The organism is Stenotrophomonas maltophilia group sp. LNF247, assembly GCF_054083135.1.
Genome location: NZ_JBSRQL010000018.1, coordinates 60,686 through 78,937, shown reverse-complemented (window position 1 = coordinate 78,937; position 18,252 = coordinate 60,686). Strand labels below are relative to the sequence as shown.

Below are 18,252 nucleotides of genomic sequence, written 5' to 3'. Positions count from 1 at the left end.
TTCAACGATTACCTCCTGGTTCCCCCGCATGACCCAACTCGCCTCCAGCTACGACCCGACGTCCTTCGAGACCGACCTCTACGAGGCCTGGGAGAAGGCCGGCCACTTCAAGCCGTCCGGCACGGGCGAGCCCTACACCATCCTGCTGCCGCCGCCGAACGTGACCGGCACGCTGCACATGGGCCATGCGTTCCAGCAGACCCTGATGGACGCGCTGGTGCGCTACCACCGCATGCGCGGCTACGACACGCTGTGGCAGGTCGGCACCGACCACGCCGGCATCGCCACCGAAATGGTGGTCAGCCGCAACCTGGCGCTGGAAGGCAAGGGCGAGACCCGTGATTCGCTGGGCCGCGAAGGCTTCATCGGCAAGGTCTGGGAGTGGAAGCAGCAGTCCGGCGACACCATCGAACGCCAGATGCGCCGCCTCGGCACCTCCGCCGACTGGTCGCGCAGCACCTTCACCATGGACCCGCAGCCGTCGGCGGCGGTCAACGAAGCCTTCGTGCGCTGGTACGAGCAGGGCCTGATCTACCGCGGCCAGCGCCTGGTCAACTGGGACCCGGTGCTGAAGACCGCCATTTCCGACCTGGAAGTGGAGAGCGCCGAGGAAGACGGCTTCCTGTGGTCGATCGCCTACACGCTCGATGACGGCCTGAGCTACGAACACGTCGAGCGCGATGCCGACGGCGTGGAAACCCTGCGCGAGACCCGCGACTACCTGGTGGTGGCCACCACCCGCCCGGAAACCCTGCTGGGTGATACGGCGGTGATGGTGCATCCGGAAGACGAGCGCTATGCGCACCTGATCGGCAAGCAGGTGGTGCTGCCGCTGACCGGCCGCCGCGTGCCGGTGATCGCCGACGATTACGTGGACCGCGCGTTCGGCACCGGCGTGGTCAAGGTCACCCCGGCGCATGATTTCAACGACTACGAAGTGGGCGTGCGCCACAGCCTGCCGATGATCAACCTGTTCACGCCGGTGGCAGCGCTGAACGAAAACGCGCCGGAGCGCTTCCAGGGCCTGGACCGCTATGAAGCGCGCAAGGCGGTGCTGGCCGAACTGGAAGACCTCGGCATCCTGGTCGAGACAAAGGCGCACAAGCTGCAGGTGCCGCGCGGTGACCGTACCGGCCAGGTGATCGAGCCGTACCTGACCGACCAGTGGTTCGTGAAGATGGACGACCTGGCCAAGCGTGGCCTGGAACTGGTCGAGGACGGTTCGATCTCCTTCGTGCCGCCGAACTGGATCAACACCTACCGCCACTGGATGAACAACATCCAGGACTGGTGCATCAGCCGCCAGCTGTGGTGGGGCCACCGCATTCCGGCGTGGTTCGACGAAGCCACCGGCAGCTGCTATGTCGGTCGCAGCGAAGACGAAGTGCGCGCCAAGAACAACCTCGGCAGCGACGTGGTGCTGAACCAGGAAAGCGACGTGCTGGAGACCTGGTTCTCCTCGCAGCTGTGGCCGTTCTCCACCCTGGGCTGGCCGAATGAGCAGGCCATGGCCGAGCGCGGCTTCGACCGCTACCTGCCATCGTCGGTGCTGATCACCGGCTTCGACATCATCTTCTTCTGGGTGGCGCGCATGATCATGGCCACCGACAACCTGGTCGGAAAGATCCCGTTCAAGGACGTCTACTTCACTGGCCTGATCCGCGACGGCCAGGGCCAGAAGATGTCCAAGAGCAAGGGCAACGTGCTCGACCCGCTGGACATCATCGACGGCATCACCATCGACGACCTGGTCGCCAAGCGTACCGGCGGCCTGATGCAGCCGAAGATGGTGGAGAAGATCGAAAAGGCCACCCGCAAGGAATTCCCGGACGGCATTGCTGCCCACGGTGCCGATGCGCTGCGCTTCACCATCGCCGCGCTGGCCACCCACGGCCGCGACATCAAGTTCGACATGAACCGCGCCGAGGGCTACAAGAACTTCTGCAACAAGCTGTGGAACGCCAGCCGCTTCGCCCTGATGAACACCGAAGGCGCTGCGTTCACCGGCGTGCCGAAGCCGCGTACCGATGCCGAGCGCTGGATCCTCGCGCGCCTGGCCGCCACCACCGCCGAAGCGCAGGGCCATTTCGCCGCCTACCGCTTCGACCTGCTGGCGCAGTGCCTGTACGAGTTCGCCTGGAACGCGTTCTGCGACTGGTTCCTGGAACTGAGCAAGCCGGCACTGAACGGTGCAGACGCCGCCGACGCCGAAAGCACCCGCCACACCCTGCTGTACGTGCTGGAAGCGCTGCTGCGCCTGCTGCACCCGCTCACGCCGTTCATCACCGAACAGCTGTGGCAGCAGCTGGCCCCGCGCCTGGGCCTGACCGAAACCACGCTGTCGCTGCGCCCGTACCCGACCGCCGCCGAGTTCGAAGGCGATTTCGCCCAGGCCGAGGCCGACGTGGAATGGCTGAAGGCGGTGATCAGTGCCGTGCGCCGCGTGCGCAGTGAGCTGAACGTCGCGCCGTCCAAGCTGGTGCCGCTCCGCCTGCAGGCCGGCCTGGCGCAGGACCGCGTGCGTATTGAACGCTTCAGCGCCTCGCTGTCGTTCCTGCTGAAGCTGGACAGCATCCAGTGGCTGGCCGAAGGCGAAAGCGCACCGCCGGCGGCCGCCGCGATCGTGGGCGAGCTGAAGCTGCTGGTGCCGCTGGAAGGCCTGGTCGATCTGGACGCCGAGCGTGCACGCCTGGACAAGGAGATCAAGCGCGTGGAAGGCGAGCAGGAAAAGAGCGAAACCAAGCTGGCCAGGTTCACCGACAAGGTTCCACCGGCGGTGGTCGAGCAGGAGCGCGTGCGATTGGCCGACTGGAACACCCAGCTGGCCGGCCTGCGCGAACAGCGCGCGAAGCTGTAACACCTCGCCCTGGTGGGTGCCAACCAAGGTTGGCACCCACCAAACCCGGAACATTTTCCCGGCATGGCATCATCACCGGATGCCGCTTTCCATCTTCCTGCTGGTTCTCGCCGCTGCGGCACTGCATGCCAGCTGGAATGCAATCGTCAAACGCGGGCCGGACAAGTTCCTCGGCACCGTGCTGGTAACCGGCAGCGCTGCGCTGCTGTCGGCGGCGGCCCTGCCCTTCCTGCCGTTCCCGGCCGCGCAAAGCTGGCCCTGGCTGGCTGCATCCGTGCTGCTGCAGGTGACCTACTACGGGCTGGTCGCACGCTGCTACCAGCGGGTCGACATGAGCCTGGCCTATCCGCTGATGCGTGGCAGCGCGCCGATCCTGGTTGCACTGGCGGGCTCCCTGCTGGGCGAGCAACTGCCCCCGGCGGCGTGGCTGGGCGTGGTGCTGGTGAGCACCGGCATCCTGTGCATGGCACTGGGTGCACGCGGCGGCCAGCTGCGCCTGCCGCTGCTGACTGCGGCGATGATCGCCACCTACACCCTGGTCGATGCGCACGGCGCGCGCCAGTCCGGCAGCGCGCTCAGCTACACGTTGTGGCTGTTCCTGCTGTCGGGCATTCCGCTGCCGCTGTGGGCGTTGTACACCCGCGGCGACGCGGTGCTGGACTATGCGCGCCAGCATTGGCCGCTGGGCCTGGCCGGTGGCGTCGGCACCACCGCCTCCTACGCAATGGCGTTGTGGGCCATGACCCAGGCACCGGTGGCGATGGTCTCGGCGCTGCGCGAATCCTCGATCCTGTTCGCGTTGCTGATCTCGGTATTCGTGCTGCGCGAGCGGATTCCGCGTGCGCGCTGGCTGGCAGCGGCGTTGATTGTGGGTGGCGTGCTCGCACTGCGGATGGCGTGAGAGAAGCGTGCCAACCAAGGTTGGCGGCTAGCGGTAGTGCCGGCCGCTGGCCGGCACCCTTCTCCGTCACAACGGCGGCATCGCCTGCAGGTCACCATCGACCAGCTCGATCGCCATCACCACCGCGTCCTCGCGGCCCTGTGCGGCCGGGTAGTAGCGCGGGCGGCGGCCGATCTCGTTGAAGCCTTCGCTGTGGTACAACGCCAGCGCCGGCGTATTGGACGGACGCACTTCGAGGAACACACGCTGTGCCCCCCGGTCGCCAGCCAGCTGTACCAGCGCGCGCAGCAGTTGACGACCCAGCCCACGCGACTGCGCCAGCGGATCGATGCAGATGTTCAATACATGTGCCTCATCGGCCGCGATGCTGAGCACCCCATAGCCGATCAACTGGCCATCGCGCTCCATGGCCAGGCCGGGATAGCCCGCACGCAGGCAATCGACGAAGATGCCGCGGGTCCACGGAAACGGATACCCGCGTACTTCAATCGCCATCACCGCGTTGAGGTCACTCTCGCGCAGCGCGCGCAGGCTGACCGGACCAGGCTGGCTGACCGCACTCACGGTGCGCCCCGCTTGCGCAGGGCACGCAGCTGCGGCCACAGCGCGCGCTTGGCGGCGGGATCCTGGCGCAGCTGGTCCAACGGCCAGCTGTCCATCAGCGCCTGCGTGGCCGGATCATTGGGATTGCAGCCGGACGCGCGCAGCAAGGCGATCTGCAGGCGATCCGGCAGCCGCACCACCGGCTGCCGGGCATTGCCGCCCGGCAGCGGGCGGGCCGCCGCCGGCGCGGTATCCGGTGCGTTGACCGGGGTCTGGCGACGTGGTGGCGCCTGGCGTTCCTGCCGGGAAACCGGTGTTGGCGCAGCCAGAGGTTCGCGCGCGGGCGCGGTGGGTGCCCGCGCCTGCTCCACCGCTGGCGCGGCAGCCGCCTCGGCTTCGGCCACGCTCAGCTGCAGCGCGGCGTCCAGCTCGGCGGCCAGCTGGCCGTCGTGATAGACGGTGTAGCCCATGGCCTGCAGCCAGGCCTGCTGGGCCGGAGACCACAGCACGGGCAGGTCCTGGCTCACGCGGCCTCGGGCTTCTTGCGCAGGCGCTGCACGGCCCACATCACCGGGCCGGACAGGGCGTACAGGATGCCCACCGCGAACAGCACGCGCGGCAGGTCGATGACCGCGATGGCGATGGCCACTGGTACCAGGGCCAGCACCAGGAACGGCACGCGGTCGGAACGGGTACCCTTGGCGCCGCCGCCCTTGAAGCTCCAGAAGCGGATGCGGCTGACCATCAGCAGCGCCGCGATGATCGTCACCGCCAGCGCCACGTAGCGCAGCTGGTTGCCGTCCCAGCCCAGGTTGCCATCTGCGAACGCCCAGACGAAGGACATCATCAGGCCGGCCGCGGCCGGGCTGGCCAGGCCGACGAACCAGCGTTTGTCGACCACCGCCACCTGGGTATTGAAGCGGGCCAGGCGCAGTGCCGCGCAGGCCGCGTACAGGAACGCTACGGCCCAGCCAACGCGGCCGAGCAGCGGATCGTCGAACTTCAGCCACGACAGCGACCAGTGATACATCACCAGCGCCGGAGCCATGCCGAAGCTGACCAGGTCGGCCAGCGAGTCGTACTGCACGCCGAATTCGCTGCTGGTGCCGGTCAGGCGCGCCACGCGCCCATCCAGCCCATCCATCACCGCCGCCACGAACACGGCGATGCTGGCGTTGACGAAATCCCCATTGGCCGCGGCGATGATCGCGTAGAAGCCGGCGAACAGTCCGGCAGTGGTGAACAGGTTGGGCAGCAGGTAAATCGTGCGCGAACGCGGCGGCGGTGTGATCGGGTCCATGGAATCCAGTTTAATCGACTTGCCAGTGCTCGGCGCCAATGCTGCAATCGGCGTTCTACGCCCATTCCGCGGAGTTTGCCATGCGTGCCCTGTCCTGCCTTGGATGCCTGCTGCTGGCCAGTGCCAGCGCCGTGGCTGGCCCGGTCTATAAATGGAAGGACGCCCATGGCGTGACCCAGTACTCGGAGACCCCGCCGGCCGGCAAAAAGTACGAGACCCGGGAGCAAGCGCGCAGCCCGCAGACTGCAGCCAGCACCCAGACTCCGGCTGCACCGGTGCCCGAGCAGTGCAGCAACGCCCGTGCCAACCTGGCCTTGCTGGATGGTGGCGGCCAGGTGATGCAGGACACCGATGGTGATGGCAAGGCCGATACCCCGTTGAGCCCGGAGCAGCGCACCGCGCAGAAGGGGCTGGCGGAGGCCGCGATCAAGGCGTACTGCCCACCGGCAAGTTAAGGTGGCCGGCAGGGCTGCGCCCTGCACCTGCAGAGGCTGCATGCAACGGCAACGGCAACGTCAAAAGCGGGCATTCCGTGGAATGGCGGGGCGGTGTCGGATTGCGGGGACGCCGCAAGTACGTCCATGTAGGCTTGGCAGCCGCATCCATGCGGCTGACACCCCGCAATCCGACACCGCCCCACCTTCGACAGTTTCCCGGTGATGGTGGTAGATCCACGCCATGCGTGGATGAAATCTGTCGGATCTCGAATTGAATCCGGGGTCAGATCCGTTTTCCTGCGGAAAACGGATCTGACCCCAGGAGCCATTCCGACAGCCCGCAGGAAACTGTCGAAGGCGGGGTGGGTCCGGTTGCGGGAGTGTCCGCGGCATGGATGCCGCGGCCAAGCCCCCATGGGTGAGGGCGCTTTGCTCGCGAAGCACTGCTTCGCAAGCGCCCGAACGCACAGCCGCCAGCGGCTGGGCCGGACCGCGGAGCGGGGTTTACGGCGTCTCCCGCAACCTGACCCACCCCGCCATCCCACGGGAAGCCCGCTGTTGCTTCGACTGTTGCTTCTGAGGTTGCCGGCCAGCGGCCGGCACTACTGCGGGTGCAGGGCGCAGCCCTGCCGATACCCCTCTCCCCGGCCGGGCTGGCAGAATAGGCGTCTCTGCCGTTATCCGAAGCCGACGATGCGCCTCTCCCAGTTCCACCTGCACACCACCAAGGAAACCCCCAGCGACGCCGAGCTCACCAGCCACCGGCTGATGCTGCGCGCGGGCATGATCCGCAAGCTGGCATCGGGCCTGTACACCTGGTCGCCGCTGGGCCTGCGCGTGCTGCGCAAGGTCGAGCGCATCGTGCGCGAGGAAATGGACCGCGCCGGTGCCGTGGAATTCCAGATCCCGACCATCCAGCCGAAGGAACTGTGGGAGCAGACCGGGCGCTGGCAGAAGTTCGGCCCGCAGCTGCTGAAGATCAAGGACCGCAAGGACCAGGTGTTCTGCTACAGCCCGACCGCCGAGGAAGCAGCCTGCGACTTCGCGCGCAGCGAGCTGTCCAGCTACAAGCAACTGCCGGTGAACTTCTACCAGGTACAGACCAAGTTCCGCGACGAGATCCGCCCGCGTTTCGGCGTGATGCGTTCGCGCGAGTTCCTGATGAAGGACGCCTATTCGTTCCACCTGCACGAGGAGTGCCTGGTGCGCGAATACGAGAACATGAAGTCGGCCTACAGCCGCATCTTCACCCGCCTCGGCCTGGACTTCCGCATGGTGCAGGCCGACTCCGGCGCAATCGGCGGCGATGCGTCGCAGGAATTCCACGTGATCGCCGATTCCGGTGAAGACGCGCTGGTGTTCTCCACCGGCTCGGACTACGCGGCCAACATGGAAGCGGCGATTGCCGCCGATCCGGCGCCGCGTGCGGCCGCCAGCGAAGCCATGCGCAAGATCGACACCCCCACCCAGAAGACCTGCGAGGAGGTCGCGGCCCTGCTCGGCATCGACCTGCAGCGCACGGTGAAGTCGGTGGCGCTGATCGCGGGTGAAGGAAAGGCACAGCAGTTCGTGCTGGTACTGGTGCGCGGTGACCATGAAGTCAACGAGATCAAGCTGGCCAAGGTTGCCGGCCTGGACGAACAGCGCTTCGCCAGCGAGGCGGAGATCGCCGAGCATCTGGGCAGCGTGCCGGGCTTCCTCGGCCCGGTCGCCCCGGCCAAGCCCATCCGCGTGGTCGCCGATCGCGAAGTGGCGGCGATGTCGGACTTCGTCGTCGGCGCCAACGAAACCGGCTTCCACCTGGCCGGCGTCAACTGGGGCCGCGACCTGCCGGAACCGGAAGTGGCGGACATCCGCAACGTGCGTGCCGGTGACCGCGCACTGGACGGCGGCGAACTGAAGATCGCCCGTGGCATCGAAGTCGGCCACGTGTTCCAGCTCGGTCGCAAGTACGCCGAAGCGCTGGATGCCACCGTGCTGGATGAAAACGGCAAGGCGGCGGTGATGGCGATGGGCTGCTATGGCATCGGTATCTCGCGCGTGGTAGCTGCCGCGATCGAACAGAACCATGACGACGCCGGCATCATCTGGCCGGACGCGATGGCGCCGTGGCAGGTGGTGGTGTGCGTGATCAACCCGAAGGGCGATGCTGCCGTGGCCGACGCTGCGGCCAACCTGTTGCAGGAACTGCGCGATGCCGGCCTGGACGCGGCGCTTGACGATCGCGGCCTGCGCCCGGGCGCGATGTTCGCCGACATGGAACTGATCGGCATCCCGCACCGCGTGGTGGTCAGCGAACGCGGCCTGGCCGCCGGTACCTACGAATACCGCTCGCGCCGCGCCAGCGAAGCGGAAAGCCTGGACAAGGCCTCCCTGCTGCAGCGTCTGCAGGGCTGATCAGGAAAAAGACCGGGCCCTGCCCCGGTCTTTTTTTTCTGCCGCGGTCTTCCCCGATATTGCAGCGGACATAATCCGGTCAAAATCACCGCGACGGCGCCTGCATGCCGCCACGCCATGACCCGCCTGCATTTGTGCTGTGATTAATTCATCTCTATTCTGTCCGCCGACGCCATGGACTGGCTTGTCCCGTCCACACATTAGTTTCCGGAGTAACCGTAAATGAGCATTGACCTGACCGGCCTGTCAGCACGCGAGCTGGGCGCCCTGATCCGTACCGCCAAGAAGCAGCAGACCATCGTCGCCAAGCGCCGGCCGATCACCAAGGTCCGGGCCCAGCTGACCAAGCTGGCCAAGACCGAGGGTTACACCATCGAAGAACTGTTCGGCAGCGCCCCGGCCACGCGTGCCCGCAAGGCCGCTCCGGCCGCCAAGGCCCCGTCGAAGACCGCCGGCCGCAAGCTGGGCAAGGTTGCCCCGAAGTACCGCAACCCGGCCAACCCCAAGGAAACCTGGACCGGCCGTGGCAAGCAGCCGCGCTGGATGGCTGAGCTGACTGCCAAGGGCAACAAGAAGCCGGAAGATTTCCTGATCAAGAAGGCCTGAGGCCGGATCGGGATGCAATGAAAAACGCCGGCGAAAGCCGGCGTTTTTTTGTTTGTAGAGCCGAGCCCACGCTCGGCTATCCATATCCGAAGCCGAGCATGGGCTCGGCTCTACAGAGTCTTGCGGGCGGGCATCAGCAGATTGCCGAACAGCAGGCCGGCCACCAGTGCCATCACCACGTTGAGCACGGTAAGGAACACGCTCTGGCCGGCGCCCACGTCCTGCTGCTGGACCAGGGTCAGCACGCCGCGCAGGCTGGTGCTGCCGGGCACCATCATGATGATGCCGGGCAGGCGGATGATCGCGCCCGGACGCCCGACCAGACGACCGAACAGATTGCCACCGGCCGTCAGCAGCATCGCCGACAGGAAGATGCCGGCCGGCGCGCCCCAGGCGTGGCCGCCAAACTTGGAGATCGCATAACCGGCCACCGAGGCGGCAATCACCCACGGATAGTCGCGACGATTGGCCTTGAACAGCATCGCGAACGCGAATGCCGCGGTCAGCAGCGAGCCCCACTCCACCCACGGCCCCTGCGGCCGAGCCGCGCGGATCACCGGGTCGAGGCCGAGCACGTCGGCCAGGGTCACCGCGATCATCGCGCCGACGCTGAGCTTCATGATGGTGGTCAGCGCGCCGGCAAAGCGCGCGGTGCCCGATACCCAGTGCTGGCTGGCCAGTTCGTTGACCGCATTGGTCAGCGACATGCCGGGCAGCAGCACTACCAGCGAGGCGATGATCACCGTGTTGAGGTTGAGCGCACCAATAAAGGACGCAACCAGGGTGGCGACCAGGCCGGCCAACAGCGCGGCCAGTGCCTCGGCGGCTTCGCGGGTGGCCGGGCGACGGTCGGTGACCATGCCGAGCAGGCCGATCATCAGGCCGATGACACCGGCGGTCGCAATGTCCAGCCACGGCAGCTTCCACATGCCGGCCACGCCGGCCGCGCCAAGGGTGAACGAGAGGATCGTGCGCAGCTTGCCGCGCCGGCCCGGATCCTTGTCCAGCTGGCGCAGCGCGGTGTGGCCCTGGGCGATGCTCATCCGGCCGTTGGCCACTTCTTCGGCAATATGGTCGGCGACGCTGAGCTTGTGCAGGTCGTTCTCGCCGGGCGCCAGGCGGATCACCCGGGTGATGTCACTGGAGCCGATCGCCTGCGCCGGATCGCTGAAGCTGAGGATGATGCCGGTGGGGTTCGACCACGGTTCACAATCCAGGTCGAGCTGGCGAGCCAGTGCCACCACCGCCGTTTCCAGGCGCTGGGCCGTGGTGCCATAGCTGTGCAGGCGTCCGGCGATCTCGGAAACGAAGGCCACCCGCTGCGCGTAGGTGGCCTGGGGCGTGGGGATCGTGTGAGCATCTGCGGACATGCGCCGTAGTATTACCTAGGCGGGGCCTGACCGGAGAAATTCATCCGAGTTCGACGCGATGGCCAATACAGAACGGTTATGCTGCGACCGGAATGGCCCAAGTGACCCCGAACCACGCCCCCCAGCTCGAACAGGACGCCCATGATCCGGGCGTGATCCGCCTGTCCGGCACCTGGACCTTGAAGACCGCGCTGGCCGCGGCCGAGGTCCTGCGTGGCGTTCCTGACACGCTGACCGGCATCGATGCCACCGCCATCGAGAAGATGGATTCGGCCGGCGTGCTGCAGGTGCTGCGCGTGGCCCATCGCGCCGACCTCGGCGAAGACGCACTGAAGTTCCGCGCGGATCACCAGGCGCTGGTGTGCACCATCGAGGAAGTCGCCGACGACCGGCCCAAGCCCAAGCGCGACTTCGGCGTGCTGGCGGCACTGGAGCGGCTGGGTGTCAGCGTCCATGCCACAGGCCACAACATCAAGGCGCTGTGCAGTTTCCTCGGCGAGAACCTGGTCAAGGCGGCCCGCCTGGTCAAGGAACCGCGCCGCTTCCGCCTTACCGCCACCGTGCACCAGATGGAGCAGGTCGGGCTGGATGCGGTGCCGCTGGTGGCACTGCTGTCCTACCTGGTCGGTGCGGTGATCGCCTTCCTCGGCTCAACCATCCTGCGCGACTTCGGCGCCGAGATCTACGTGGTCGAACTGGTCAACATCGCCTTCCTGCGCGAGTTCGCGGTGCTGCTGACCGCGATCGTGCTGGCCGGCCGTACCGCCAGCGCCTTCACCGCACAGATCGGCGCGATGAAGGCGCGCGAGGAAATCGATGCGATGCGCACGCTGGGCCTGGACCCGGTCGACCTGCTGGTGCTGCCTCGCTTGCTGGCGTTGCTGGTCACCCTGCCCCTGCTGACCTTCATCGCGATGATCGCCGGCCTGGCCGGCGGCATCACCGTCGGTGCGTTCGACCTCGACATCCCGCCGCAGATGTACATCGCGCGCATGCACGAGACCATGGAGGTGCGGCACATGCTGGTCGGCCTGTCGAAGGCGCCGGTATTCGCGCTGGTGATCGGCCTGATCGGCTGCCTGGAAGGCCTGAAGGTCGAAGGCACGGCACAGTCGGTAGGCGAACGCACTACTTCCAGCGTGGTGCAGACGATCTCGCTGGTGATCATCATCGACGCCTTCGCGGCGTTGTGGTTCATGCACATGGGCTGGTGACATGAGCACGCATCCGACGCCCGGAGACATTCCCATGCAGGACGACGACGGCCACGAGCTGGCCATCCGCGTGCGCGGCCTGGTCAACCGTTTCGGCAGCCAGACCGTGCACGAAGACCTGGACCTGGACGTGCGTCGCGGCGAGATCCTGGGCGTGGTCGGTGGCTCCGGCACCGGCAAGTCGGTGCTGATGCGCTCCATCCTGGGCCTGCGCACGCCCGACGAAGGCCAGATCGAAGTGCTGGGCCGCGACGCGCGTGCCGACGACGCCGAGAGCCGCCTGCACATCGAACGCAACACCGGCGTGCTGTTCCAGGACGGCGCACTGTTTTCGTCACTGACCGTGGGCGAGAACGTGCAGGTGCCGCTGAAGGAACACCACCGCGAACTGCCCGAGCGCTGGCATTACGAGCTGGCACTGCTGAAGGTGAAGCTGGCCGGCCTGCCCGCCGACGCGATCAACAAGCTGCCCTCGCAGCTGTCCGGCGGCATGCGCAAGCGCGCCGGCCTGGCCCGGGCGCTGGCGCTGGACCCGCCGCTGCTGTTCCTGGACGAACCCACCGCCGGCCTCGACCCGATCGGCGCGGCCGCGTTCGACCGACTGATCAAGACCCTGCAGGAAGCGCTGGGGCTGACCGTGTTCCTGATCACCCACGACCTGGACACCCTGTACGCCATCTGCGACCGCGTGGCCGTGCTGGCCGACCGCAGGGTCGTTGCCAACGCGCCCCTCCCGGAAATCGAGAAACTGGATCATCCGTGGATCCAGGAATACTTCCACGGACCCCGCGCGCGCGCCGCGCGTGGCGAACAGATCGAGAGTGCCTGAGCCATGGAAACCAAAGCCAACTACGTGCTGATCGGCGCGTTCACCCTGATCACCGGCCTGGCCCTGCTGGCGTTCGGCCTGTGGGCGGCCAAGTACTCTTCCGACCGCACCTGGCAGGAATACCGCGTGGTGTTCCGCGAGGCGGTGACCGGCCTGTCGGTGGGCAGCCCGGTGCAGTACAACGGCATCGCGGTCGGGTCGATCGTCGAACTGAACCTGGTGCCGGACGACCCGCGCCAGGTGGTCGCACGCATCCGCCTGAACTCGACCACGCCGGTCAAGACCGATACCCGCGCCAAGCTGGCGATCACCAGCCTCACCGGCCCGTCGATCATCCAGCTCAGCGGCGGTACGCCGCAGTCGCCGGCGCTGACCACAGTCAACAAGGACCCGGCACCGATCATACCGACCACGCCGTCGGCGCTGCAGAACATCACCGATGTTGCCAACCGCATCGTCGAGCGCATGGACCAGATCCTCAGCGACCGCAATGTAGCCTCGATCAATGCCACGCTGGCCAACCTGGAGACCATCAGCGGTGGCCTGGCCGACCGCGACCAGGGTACCCAGGCGCTGCTGCTCAGCGCGCGCGATGCCGCCCGCAGCCTGGACACCACGCTGAAGACCACCAACGGCACCATCGAGCGCCTGGACAGGAACCTGGTGCAGCAGCTGCCGGGCATCATCGACAAGCTCGATGCCACCCTGGCCAAGCTCGACTCGGCCGCCGGCAACGCCGATTCGATCCTTGGCGAGAACCGCGCCGCGATCAACAGCTTCGCCAATGATGGCCTCGGCCAGCTCGGCCCGACGCTGACCGAGCTGCGCGGCCTGATCCGCGACCTGCGCCGGGTCAGCGATCGCCTCGAGAACAACCCCGCGCGCTACCTGCTGGGCCGCGACGCACCGAAGGAGTTCGAACCCAAATGAGCCCGCCCCCCCTTCCGCGCCTGCTGCTGGCCGCTTCGATGGTCGCCCTGCTGGGCGGCTGCTCCATCCTTGGCAGCAGCGAGAAAACCGCAGTGACGCTGTACTCGCCCTCGGTGCAGGTGAAGGCCGACCCGGCGTGGCCACAGGCCAGCTGGCAGCTGGTACTGGCCAAGCCGAGCGCCGCGCGCCTGGTCGACAGCCCGCGCATCAATGTGCGGCCGACGCCCTCGCAGATGGAAATCTACAAGGGCGCCAGCTGGGCACAGCCGGCCACCGACATGATCGAGGACACCCTGCTGCGCGGCTTCGAGGATTCCGGGCGCATCCGCGGCGTGGCGCGCAGCACCGCCGGCATCCGTGCCGACTACAAGCTGTCCACCGACGTGCGCCGCTTCGAATCGGATTACCAGGGCCAGGCCACGCCGACCGTGGTGATCGAGGTCAACGCCAAGCTGATCCACGTCGCCGACCAGCGCGTGGTGGCCGACCGTACGTTCCGCCAGGCGCAGCCGGTCGGCAGCACCGACGTACCGGCGGTGACCGCGGCGTTCGAACGTGGCCTGCAGCAGCTGGCGCAGGATGTGGTGGGGTGGACACTGGTGAGCGGGCAGGCCGACCAGCCTAACGTCGCGCGCTGATCGATCAGCGCGGCGCAATCCAGCGGAACGTCAGGTTGATCCGCTCACCCTGCACCCGCGCCATCTTCGGAAGCGCGTGCTGGTAGAACCTCTGCGTCTGCCCCGCCATTACCAGCAGATCGCCGTGGCCGAGCAGGTACTCGGCCTTGCGCGCCGGATCATCGCGCCGGCGCAGCAGGAATCGACGCGATGCGCCCAGACTCAGCGACGCAATCACCGGGGCCGGACCCAACTCCGGCTCGTCATCGCTGTGCCATCCCATGTAGTCGCCGCCGCCGCGATAGCGGTTCAGCAGTACGCTGTTGAAGTGGCCGAAGCCATCTGCCTGCAAGCGCTCACGCACGGCCTGCAACGCGGGTGGCCATGGGTGCGGCACGAATTCAGCCCCGGAATAGCGGTAGCGCGCCTGCGGATCGCCAATCCAGCAGCTCAGCCTTGGCGAATCCACCCAGTTGCCGAACATGCGGATGCGATGGACCTCCCACGGAACTTCGGCGTGCAGTGTGGACACGAGCCGGTCGGCATCGGCCGCAGCCAGCCAGCCCGGCAGGAGCTGGACGTCGGCACCGGGCAGGTCGTAGGGGAACAGCATGGCCACACGCTAGCACGCCGGCGTTTGCCGTCGTGGCCAGCAACGTCGAAAATGGCCCCATGACTGTTTCCCAGATGCCGATACCATCCGATTGCCTGACTTGCCGGGGCCCCATCCGATGAGCCTGCGCCAATTGCTGTTCCCGTTGCTGCGCGCCGTGTTCCGGGCCTTGCCGCTGCCGCAGGCGCAGCGCGACCGGTTGCGCACACGGCTGTTGGCACGGCACGGCGACTGGGTACCCTCGCCGCCAAAGGGACAGCAGGACGCGGGTGCTACACGGGCCAGTGCGCAACTCCGCTGGCGCGCCGACGAGGCCGCGATCGGCTACCGCCCGCACCAGAAGGCTGCGCTGCCGGATCCGATGCCCGCCACACTGGTCGCGTTCTACCTGCCACAGTTCCACACCTTCCCCGAGAATGACACATGGTGGGGCAAGGGGTTCACCGAATGGCGCAACGTCACCCGCGCGCTGCCACAGTTCGAAGGCCACATCCAACCGCGGCTTCCGGCCGATCTGGGTTTCTATGACCTGCGCAACCCGCAGGTGATGCGTGACCAGGCGCGGCTTGCCGCCGAGCATGGCATCGGCGCGTTCTGCTTCTATTACTACTGGTTCAGCGGCCGCACGCTGATGGAAGACCCGCTGCGCCAATGGCTGGCCGACGACAGCATCGAACTGCCGTTCTGCCTGTGCTGGGCCAATGAAAACTGGGCACGCCGCTGGGATGGCCGCGACGACGACATCCTGATCGGCCAGCAGCACAGCGCCGCCGACGACCTGGCCTTCATCACCCACGTGGCGCCGTACCTGCGCGATCGCCGTGCGCTGAAGGTCGATGGCCGGCCCATGCTGCTGGTCTACCGCCCGAACCTGCTGCCCGATGCACGCGCCACCGCCGAGCGCTGGCGCCGCTGGTGCCGCGACAACGGTGTAGGCAAGATCCACCTGGCCTATGTGCAGGGCTTCGAACGCCCCGACCCGCGCGACATCGGCTTCGATGCCGCTGTCGAATTCCCGCCGAACATGAGCAACCCACGCTCGTTGTCGGCGCAACAGTGGCTGCTCAATCCAGATTTCAATGGCGATGTCCGCGACTGGCGCGAACTGGCCACCGACATCGCGGCGCGGCCGCTGCCGGACTATCCGCTGTACCCCGGCGTGAACCCCGGCTGGGACAACGAGGCTCGTCGTTCCGGTCGTGGCCGCGTCTACCTGCACGCCTCTCCGCGTGGCTACCGCGATTGGCTGCGCACCACGATCCATGAACGCCTCTCCGCAGCACCGCCGGCGCAGCGACTGGTGTTCATAAACGCATGGAACGAATGGGCCGAAGGTGCGGTGCTGGAACCGGATGCGCGGCTGGGGCATGCCTGGCTGCAGGCCACGCGCGATGCTCTGGTGCCAGCACCGCCCTCCGGCCTGGTACCGGCAGTGCATCTGCACGCCTGGTATCTGGAAACGCTGCCGGAAGTGTTGACCGCACTGCGCGAGGCGGCACTGGAGTGGGCAATCGTGGTGACCACCCCGGTGCAGCAGATGGATCAGGTCCGGCAGGCCTTGGCGGCGCATGGGCTTGAGGGTGAGGTCGTGGCCGTCGACAACCACGGTCGCGACATACTTCCGTTCCTGGAAGTTGCCGAGCGGTTGCTGCAGACGGGCCACGACGTCGTGCTGAAACTGCACACGAAACGCTCGACCCATCGCACAGATGGCGATCAGTGGCGGCAGGAACTACTGCAACGGCTGGTCCGGGGAGGACGTGCCGCACGCATCCATGCCGCATTCCAGGCCGACCCCGCCCTGGGCATGGTGGTCGCCGAAGGGCATCTGCTTCCCGTTGCCGAATTCGTCGGTGGCAATGCCCCCCTACTGGCACGGCTGCAGGCGTGGCTTGGACTGGAAAAGCCCGTGGACACCAGTCTATTCGGCGCCGGCAGTATGGGCTGGTGGCGGCTGCAGGCCCTGCGCCCATTGTTGGACGCGCACCTGTATCGCAGCGCATTCGACATCGAGCAGGGCCAGATCGATGGAACGCTGGCCCACGCCATTGAACGTGTACTGGGTGCCTGCTGCGAACACGCTGGACTGCGCGTCGCGACGGCCGCAGCCTGCCTCGGCGAGGCCGATGCCAGCAGCGACGAGTACGCCTACGCCCGACGCGGCCGACGTTGAAGGGGGCACAACGCGCCCCCCTTGCCCGTATCGATCAGCCGCGCTGGAATGCGACGCCGGTCTTTTCCTTCAGCTCGTCATCACTGACACCCGGCGCGGCCTCCACCAGCAGCAGGCCCTTGTCAGTCACGTCGAACACCGCCAGGTCGGTGATGATCCGGTCGACCACGCCAACACCCGTCAGCGGGAGCGTGCATTCGGCCAGGATCTTGTGCTCACCGTTCTTGGCGGTGTGCTCCATCAACACCACCACGCGCTGCACGCCGGCGACCAGGTCCATCGCGCCGCCCATGCCCTTGACCATCTTGCCGGGCACCATCCAGTTGGCCAGGTCGCCCTTGTCGGTGACCTGCATGGCGCCGAGGATGGCGAGATTGACGTGACCGCCACGGATCATCGCAAAGCTGTCGTGGCTGCCGAAGTAGCTGGCACCGGCACGCGCGGTGACGGTCTGCTTGCCGGCATTGATCAGGTCGGCATCGACCTCGGCTTCGGTCGGGAACGGCCCGATGCCCAGCAGGCCGTTCTCCGACTGCAGCCACACGTCCACGCCTTCGGGGATGTGGTTGGCGACCAGGGTCGGCAGGCCGATGCCCAGGTTCACGTAGGCACCATCGGTCAGTTCGCGGGCGGCACGCGCCGCCATCTCATCGCGGGTCCACGCCATGTCAGTTGCCCTCCGCGCGGATGGTGCGCTGTTCGATACGCTTCTCAGGATGCGGGTTGTGCACGATGCGGTGCACGAAGATGCCCGGCAGGTGCACCTGGTCCGGATCGATGGCACCCACCGGCACCACCTCTTCCACTTCCACGATGCAGACCTTGCCGGCCATCGCACAGGCGGGGTTGAAGTTGCGCGCGGTCTTGCGGAACACCAGGTTGCCGGCCTCGTCGGCCTTCCAGGCCTTGACCAGTGCCACATCGGCGCGCAGCGCGGTTTCCATCACGTAGTGCTTGCCGTCGAACTCGCGGGTTTCCTTGCCTTCGGCCACCACAGTGCCATAGCCGGTGGCGGTGAAGAACGCCGGAATGCCTGCGCCGCCGGCACGCAGGCGTTCGGCCAGGGTGCCCTGCGGGTTGAATTCCAGCTCGAGCTCGCCGGCCAGGAACTGCCGCTCGAACTCCTTGTTCTCGCCCACATAGGACGAAATCATCTTCTTTATCTGCCGGGTTTCCAGCAGCTGGCCCAGACCGAAACCATCAACGCCGGCATTGTTGGAGATCACGGTCAGGCCCTTGACGCCACTGTCGCGCAGCGCGGCGATCAATGCCTCGGGAATGCCACACAGGCCGAAGCCGCCCACGGCCAGCGTCTGGCCATCGGCGACCACCCCTTGCAGGGCCTCCGCCGCACTGGCGAAGCGCTTGCTGCGCTTGCCGGTGGAAGTCGATTGCTGCATTGCTGTACTACCCTGCACGTTGAGGATGACCGCATTCTAGCTGGAGGGCGGCGAAGGGCCTGGAT

The 18,252-nt window shown here is 66.9% G+C and carries 17 protein-coding genes; 10 read left to right on the top strand and 7 right to left on the bottom strand.

What is annotated here, in order from left to right; translation table 11 throughout:
- Positions 1–28: 28 nt before the first annotated feature.
- Both ACTXG9_RS16415 and ACTXG9_RS16410 read left to right on the top strand, forming a co-directional pair.
- On the top strand, positions 29–2,857 hold the full coding sequence (locus tag ACTXG9_RS16415) for a valine--tRNA ligase (protein WP_456115502.1): 2,829 nt from the start codon (positions 29–31) through the stop codon (positions 2,855–2,857).
- A gap of 79 nt (positions 2,858–2,936) precedes the next feature.
- The gene (locus tag ACTXG9_RS16410; protein WP_111104937.1) at positions 2,937–3,758 is read left to right on the top strand and encodes an EamA family transporter; all 822 of its coding nucleotides are present in this window, start codon (positions 2,937–2,939) and stop codon (positions 3,756–3,758) included.
- Positions 3,759–3,824: 66 nt separating this feature from the next.
- Here ACTXG9_RS16410 and rimI read toward each other — a convergent pair whose 3' ends face one another.
- The 3 genes from rimI to pssA are packed head-to-tail and all read right to left on the bottom strand — an operon-like array spanning position 3,825 to position 5,601.
- Positions 3,825–4,322: a ribosomal protein S18-alanine N-acetyltransferase gene (gene rimI / locus ACTXG9_RS16405; RefSeq protein WP_019660988.1), complete on the bottom strand. Its 498-nt coding sequence runs from the start codon at positions 4,320–4,322 to the stop codon at positions 3,825–3,827.
- Positions 4,319–4,828 carry a hypothetical protein gene (locus tag ACTXG9_RS16400; RefSeq protein ID WP_058980477.1) on the bottom strand — a complete coding sequence of 170 codons (510 nt, stop codon included), beginning with the start codon at positions 4,826–4,828 and terminating at the stop codon, positions 4,319–4,321. Before ACTXG9_RS16400 ends, rimI begins: the two co-directional genes overlap by 4 nt.
- Positions 4,825–5,601 (bottom strand): CDP-diacylglycerol--serine O-phosphatidyltransferase, encoded by a 777-nt coding sequence (pssA, locus tag ACTXG9_RS16395; protein ID WP_019660986.1) that lies wholly within the window; start codon positions 5,599–5,601, stop codon positions 4,825–4,827. The genes ACTXG9_RS16400 and pssA overlap by 4 nt, the downstream gene beginning before the upstream one ends.
- 80 nt (positions 5,602–5,681) lie before the next feature.
- Between pssA and ACTXG9_RS16390 the strand changes: the two genes are divergently transcribed.
- The 3 genes from ACTXG9_RS16390 to ACTXG9_RS16380 all read left to right on the top strand — a co-directional run bounded on the left by ACTXG9_RS16390 (position 5,682) and on the right by ACTXG9_RS16380 (position 9,041).
- Positions 5,682–6,056: a DUF4124 domain-containing protein gene (locus ACTXG9_RS16390; RefSeq protein ID WP_111104953.1), complete on the top strand. Its 375-nt coding sequence runs from the start codon at positions 5,682–5,684 to the stop codon at positions 6,054–6,056.
- A gap of 675 nt (positions 6,057–6,731) precedes the next feature.
- A complete protein-coding gene (locus ACTXG9_RS16385; RefSeq protein WP_197575752.1) occupies positions 6,732–8,435 on the top strand; it encodes a proline--tRNA ligase in 1,704 nt (567 codons plus the stop codon).
- Positions 8,436–8,657: 222 nt separating this feature from the next.
- Positions 8,658–9,041, top strand: a complete 384-nt coding sequence (locus ACTXG9_RS16380; RefSeq protein WP_010480700.1) for an H-NS histone family protein — start codon at positions 8,658–8,660, stop codon at positions 9,039–9,041.
- Positions 9,042–9,151: 110 nt separating this feature from the next.
- On the opposite strand, the gene ACTXG9_RS16375 is transcribed toward ACTXG9_RS16380, so the two are convergent.
- A complete protein-coding gene (locus tag ACTXG9_RS16375; protein WP_019660983.1) occupies positions 9,152–10,411 on the bottom strand; it encodes a threonine/serine exporter family protein in 1,260 nt (419 codons plus the stop codon).
- Positions 10,412–10,503: 92 nt separating this feature from the next.
- On the opposite strand from ACTXG9_RS16375, the gene ACTXG9_RS16370 reads away from it, so the two are divergent.
- From ACTXG9_RS16370 to ACTXG9_RS16355, 4 genes are read left to right on the top strand one after another with little or no spacing between them, the layout of a single operon-like run.
- Positions 10,504–11,625: an ABC transporter permease gene (locus ACTXG9_RS16370; protein WP_058981024.1), complete on the top strand. Its 1,122-nt coding sequence runs from the start codon at positions 10,504–10,506 to the stop codon at positions 11,623–11,625.
- 1 nt (position 11,626) lies between these two features.
- A complete protein-coding gene (locus ACTXG9_RS16365) occupies positions 11,627–12,454 on the top strand; it encodes an ABC transporter ATP-binding protein (protein WP_111097812.1) in 828 nt (275 codons plus the stop codon).
- A 3-nt stretch (positions 12,455–12,457) separates the two neighbouring features.
- Positions 12,458–13,384, top strand: coding sequence for an MlaD family protein (locus tag ACTXG9_RS16360; RefSeq protein ID WP_019660980.1), 927 nt, complete (start codon positions 12,458–12,460; stop codon positions 13,382–13,384).
- On the top strand, positions 13,381–14,022 hold the full coding sequence (locus tag ACTXG9_RS16355; RefSeq protein ID WP_021202701.1) for an ABC-type transport auxiliary lipoprotein family protein: 642 nt from the start codon (positions 13,381–13,383) through the stop codon (positions 14,020–14,022). Before ACTXG9_RS16360 ends, ACTXG9_RS16355 begins: the two co-directional genes overlap by 4 nt.
- Before the next feature lie 4 nt (positions 14,023–14,026).
- Here ACTXG9_RS16355 and ACTXG9_RS16350 read toward each other — a convergent pair whose 3' ends face one another.
- Positions 14,027–14,614, bottom strand: a complete 588-nt coding sequence (locus ACTXG9_RS16350; RefSeq protein ID WP_188250033.1) for an alpha-ketoglutarate-dependent dioxygenase AlkB family protein — start codon at positions 14,612–14,614, stop codon at positions 14,027–14,029.
- A 118-nt stretch (positions 14,615–14,732) separates the two neighbouring features.
- Between ACTXG9_RS16350 and ACTXG9_RS16345 the strand changes: the two genes are divergently transcribed.
- Complete coding sequence (locus ACTXG9_RS16345; RefSeq protein WP_188250032.1) at positions 14,733–16,787, top strand: glycoside hydrolase family 99-like domain-containing protein; 2,055 nt, start codon at positions 14,733–14,735, stop codon at positions 16,785–16,787.
- 34 nt (positions 16,788–16,821) lie between these two features.
- On the opposite strand, the gene ACTXG9_RS16340 is transcribed toward ACTXG9_RS16345, so the two are convergent.
- A complete protein-coding gene (locus ACTXG9_RS16340) occupies positions 16,822–17,454 on the bottom strand; it encodes a CoA transferase subunit B (protein WP_111103787.1) in 633 nt (210 codons plus the stop codon).
- 1 nt (position 17,455) lies between these two features.
- Complete coding sequence (locus ACTXG9_RS16335) at positions 17,456–18,187, bottom strand: CoA transferase subunit A (protein WP_111103789.1); 732 nt, start codon at positions 18,185–18,187, stop codon at positions 17,456–17,458.
- Positions 18,188–18,252 lie beyond the last annotated feature (65 nt).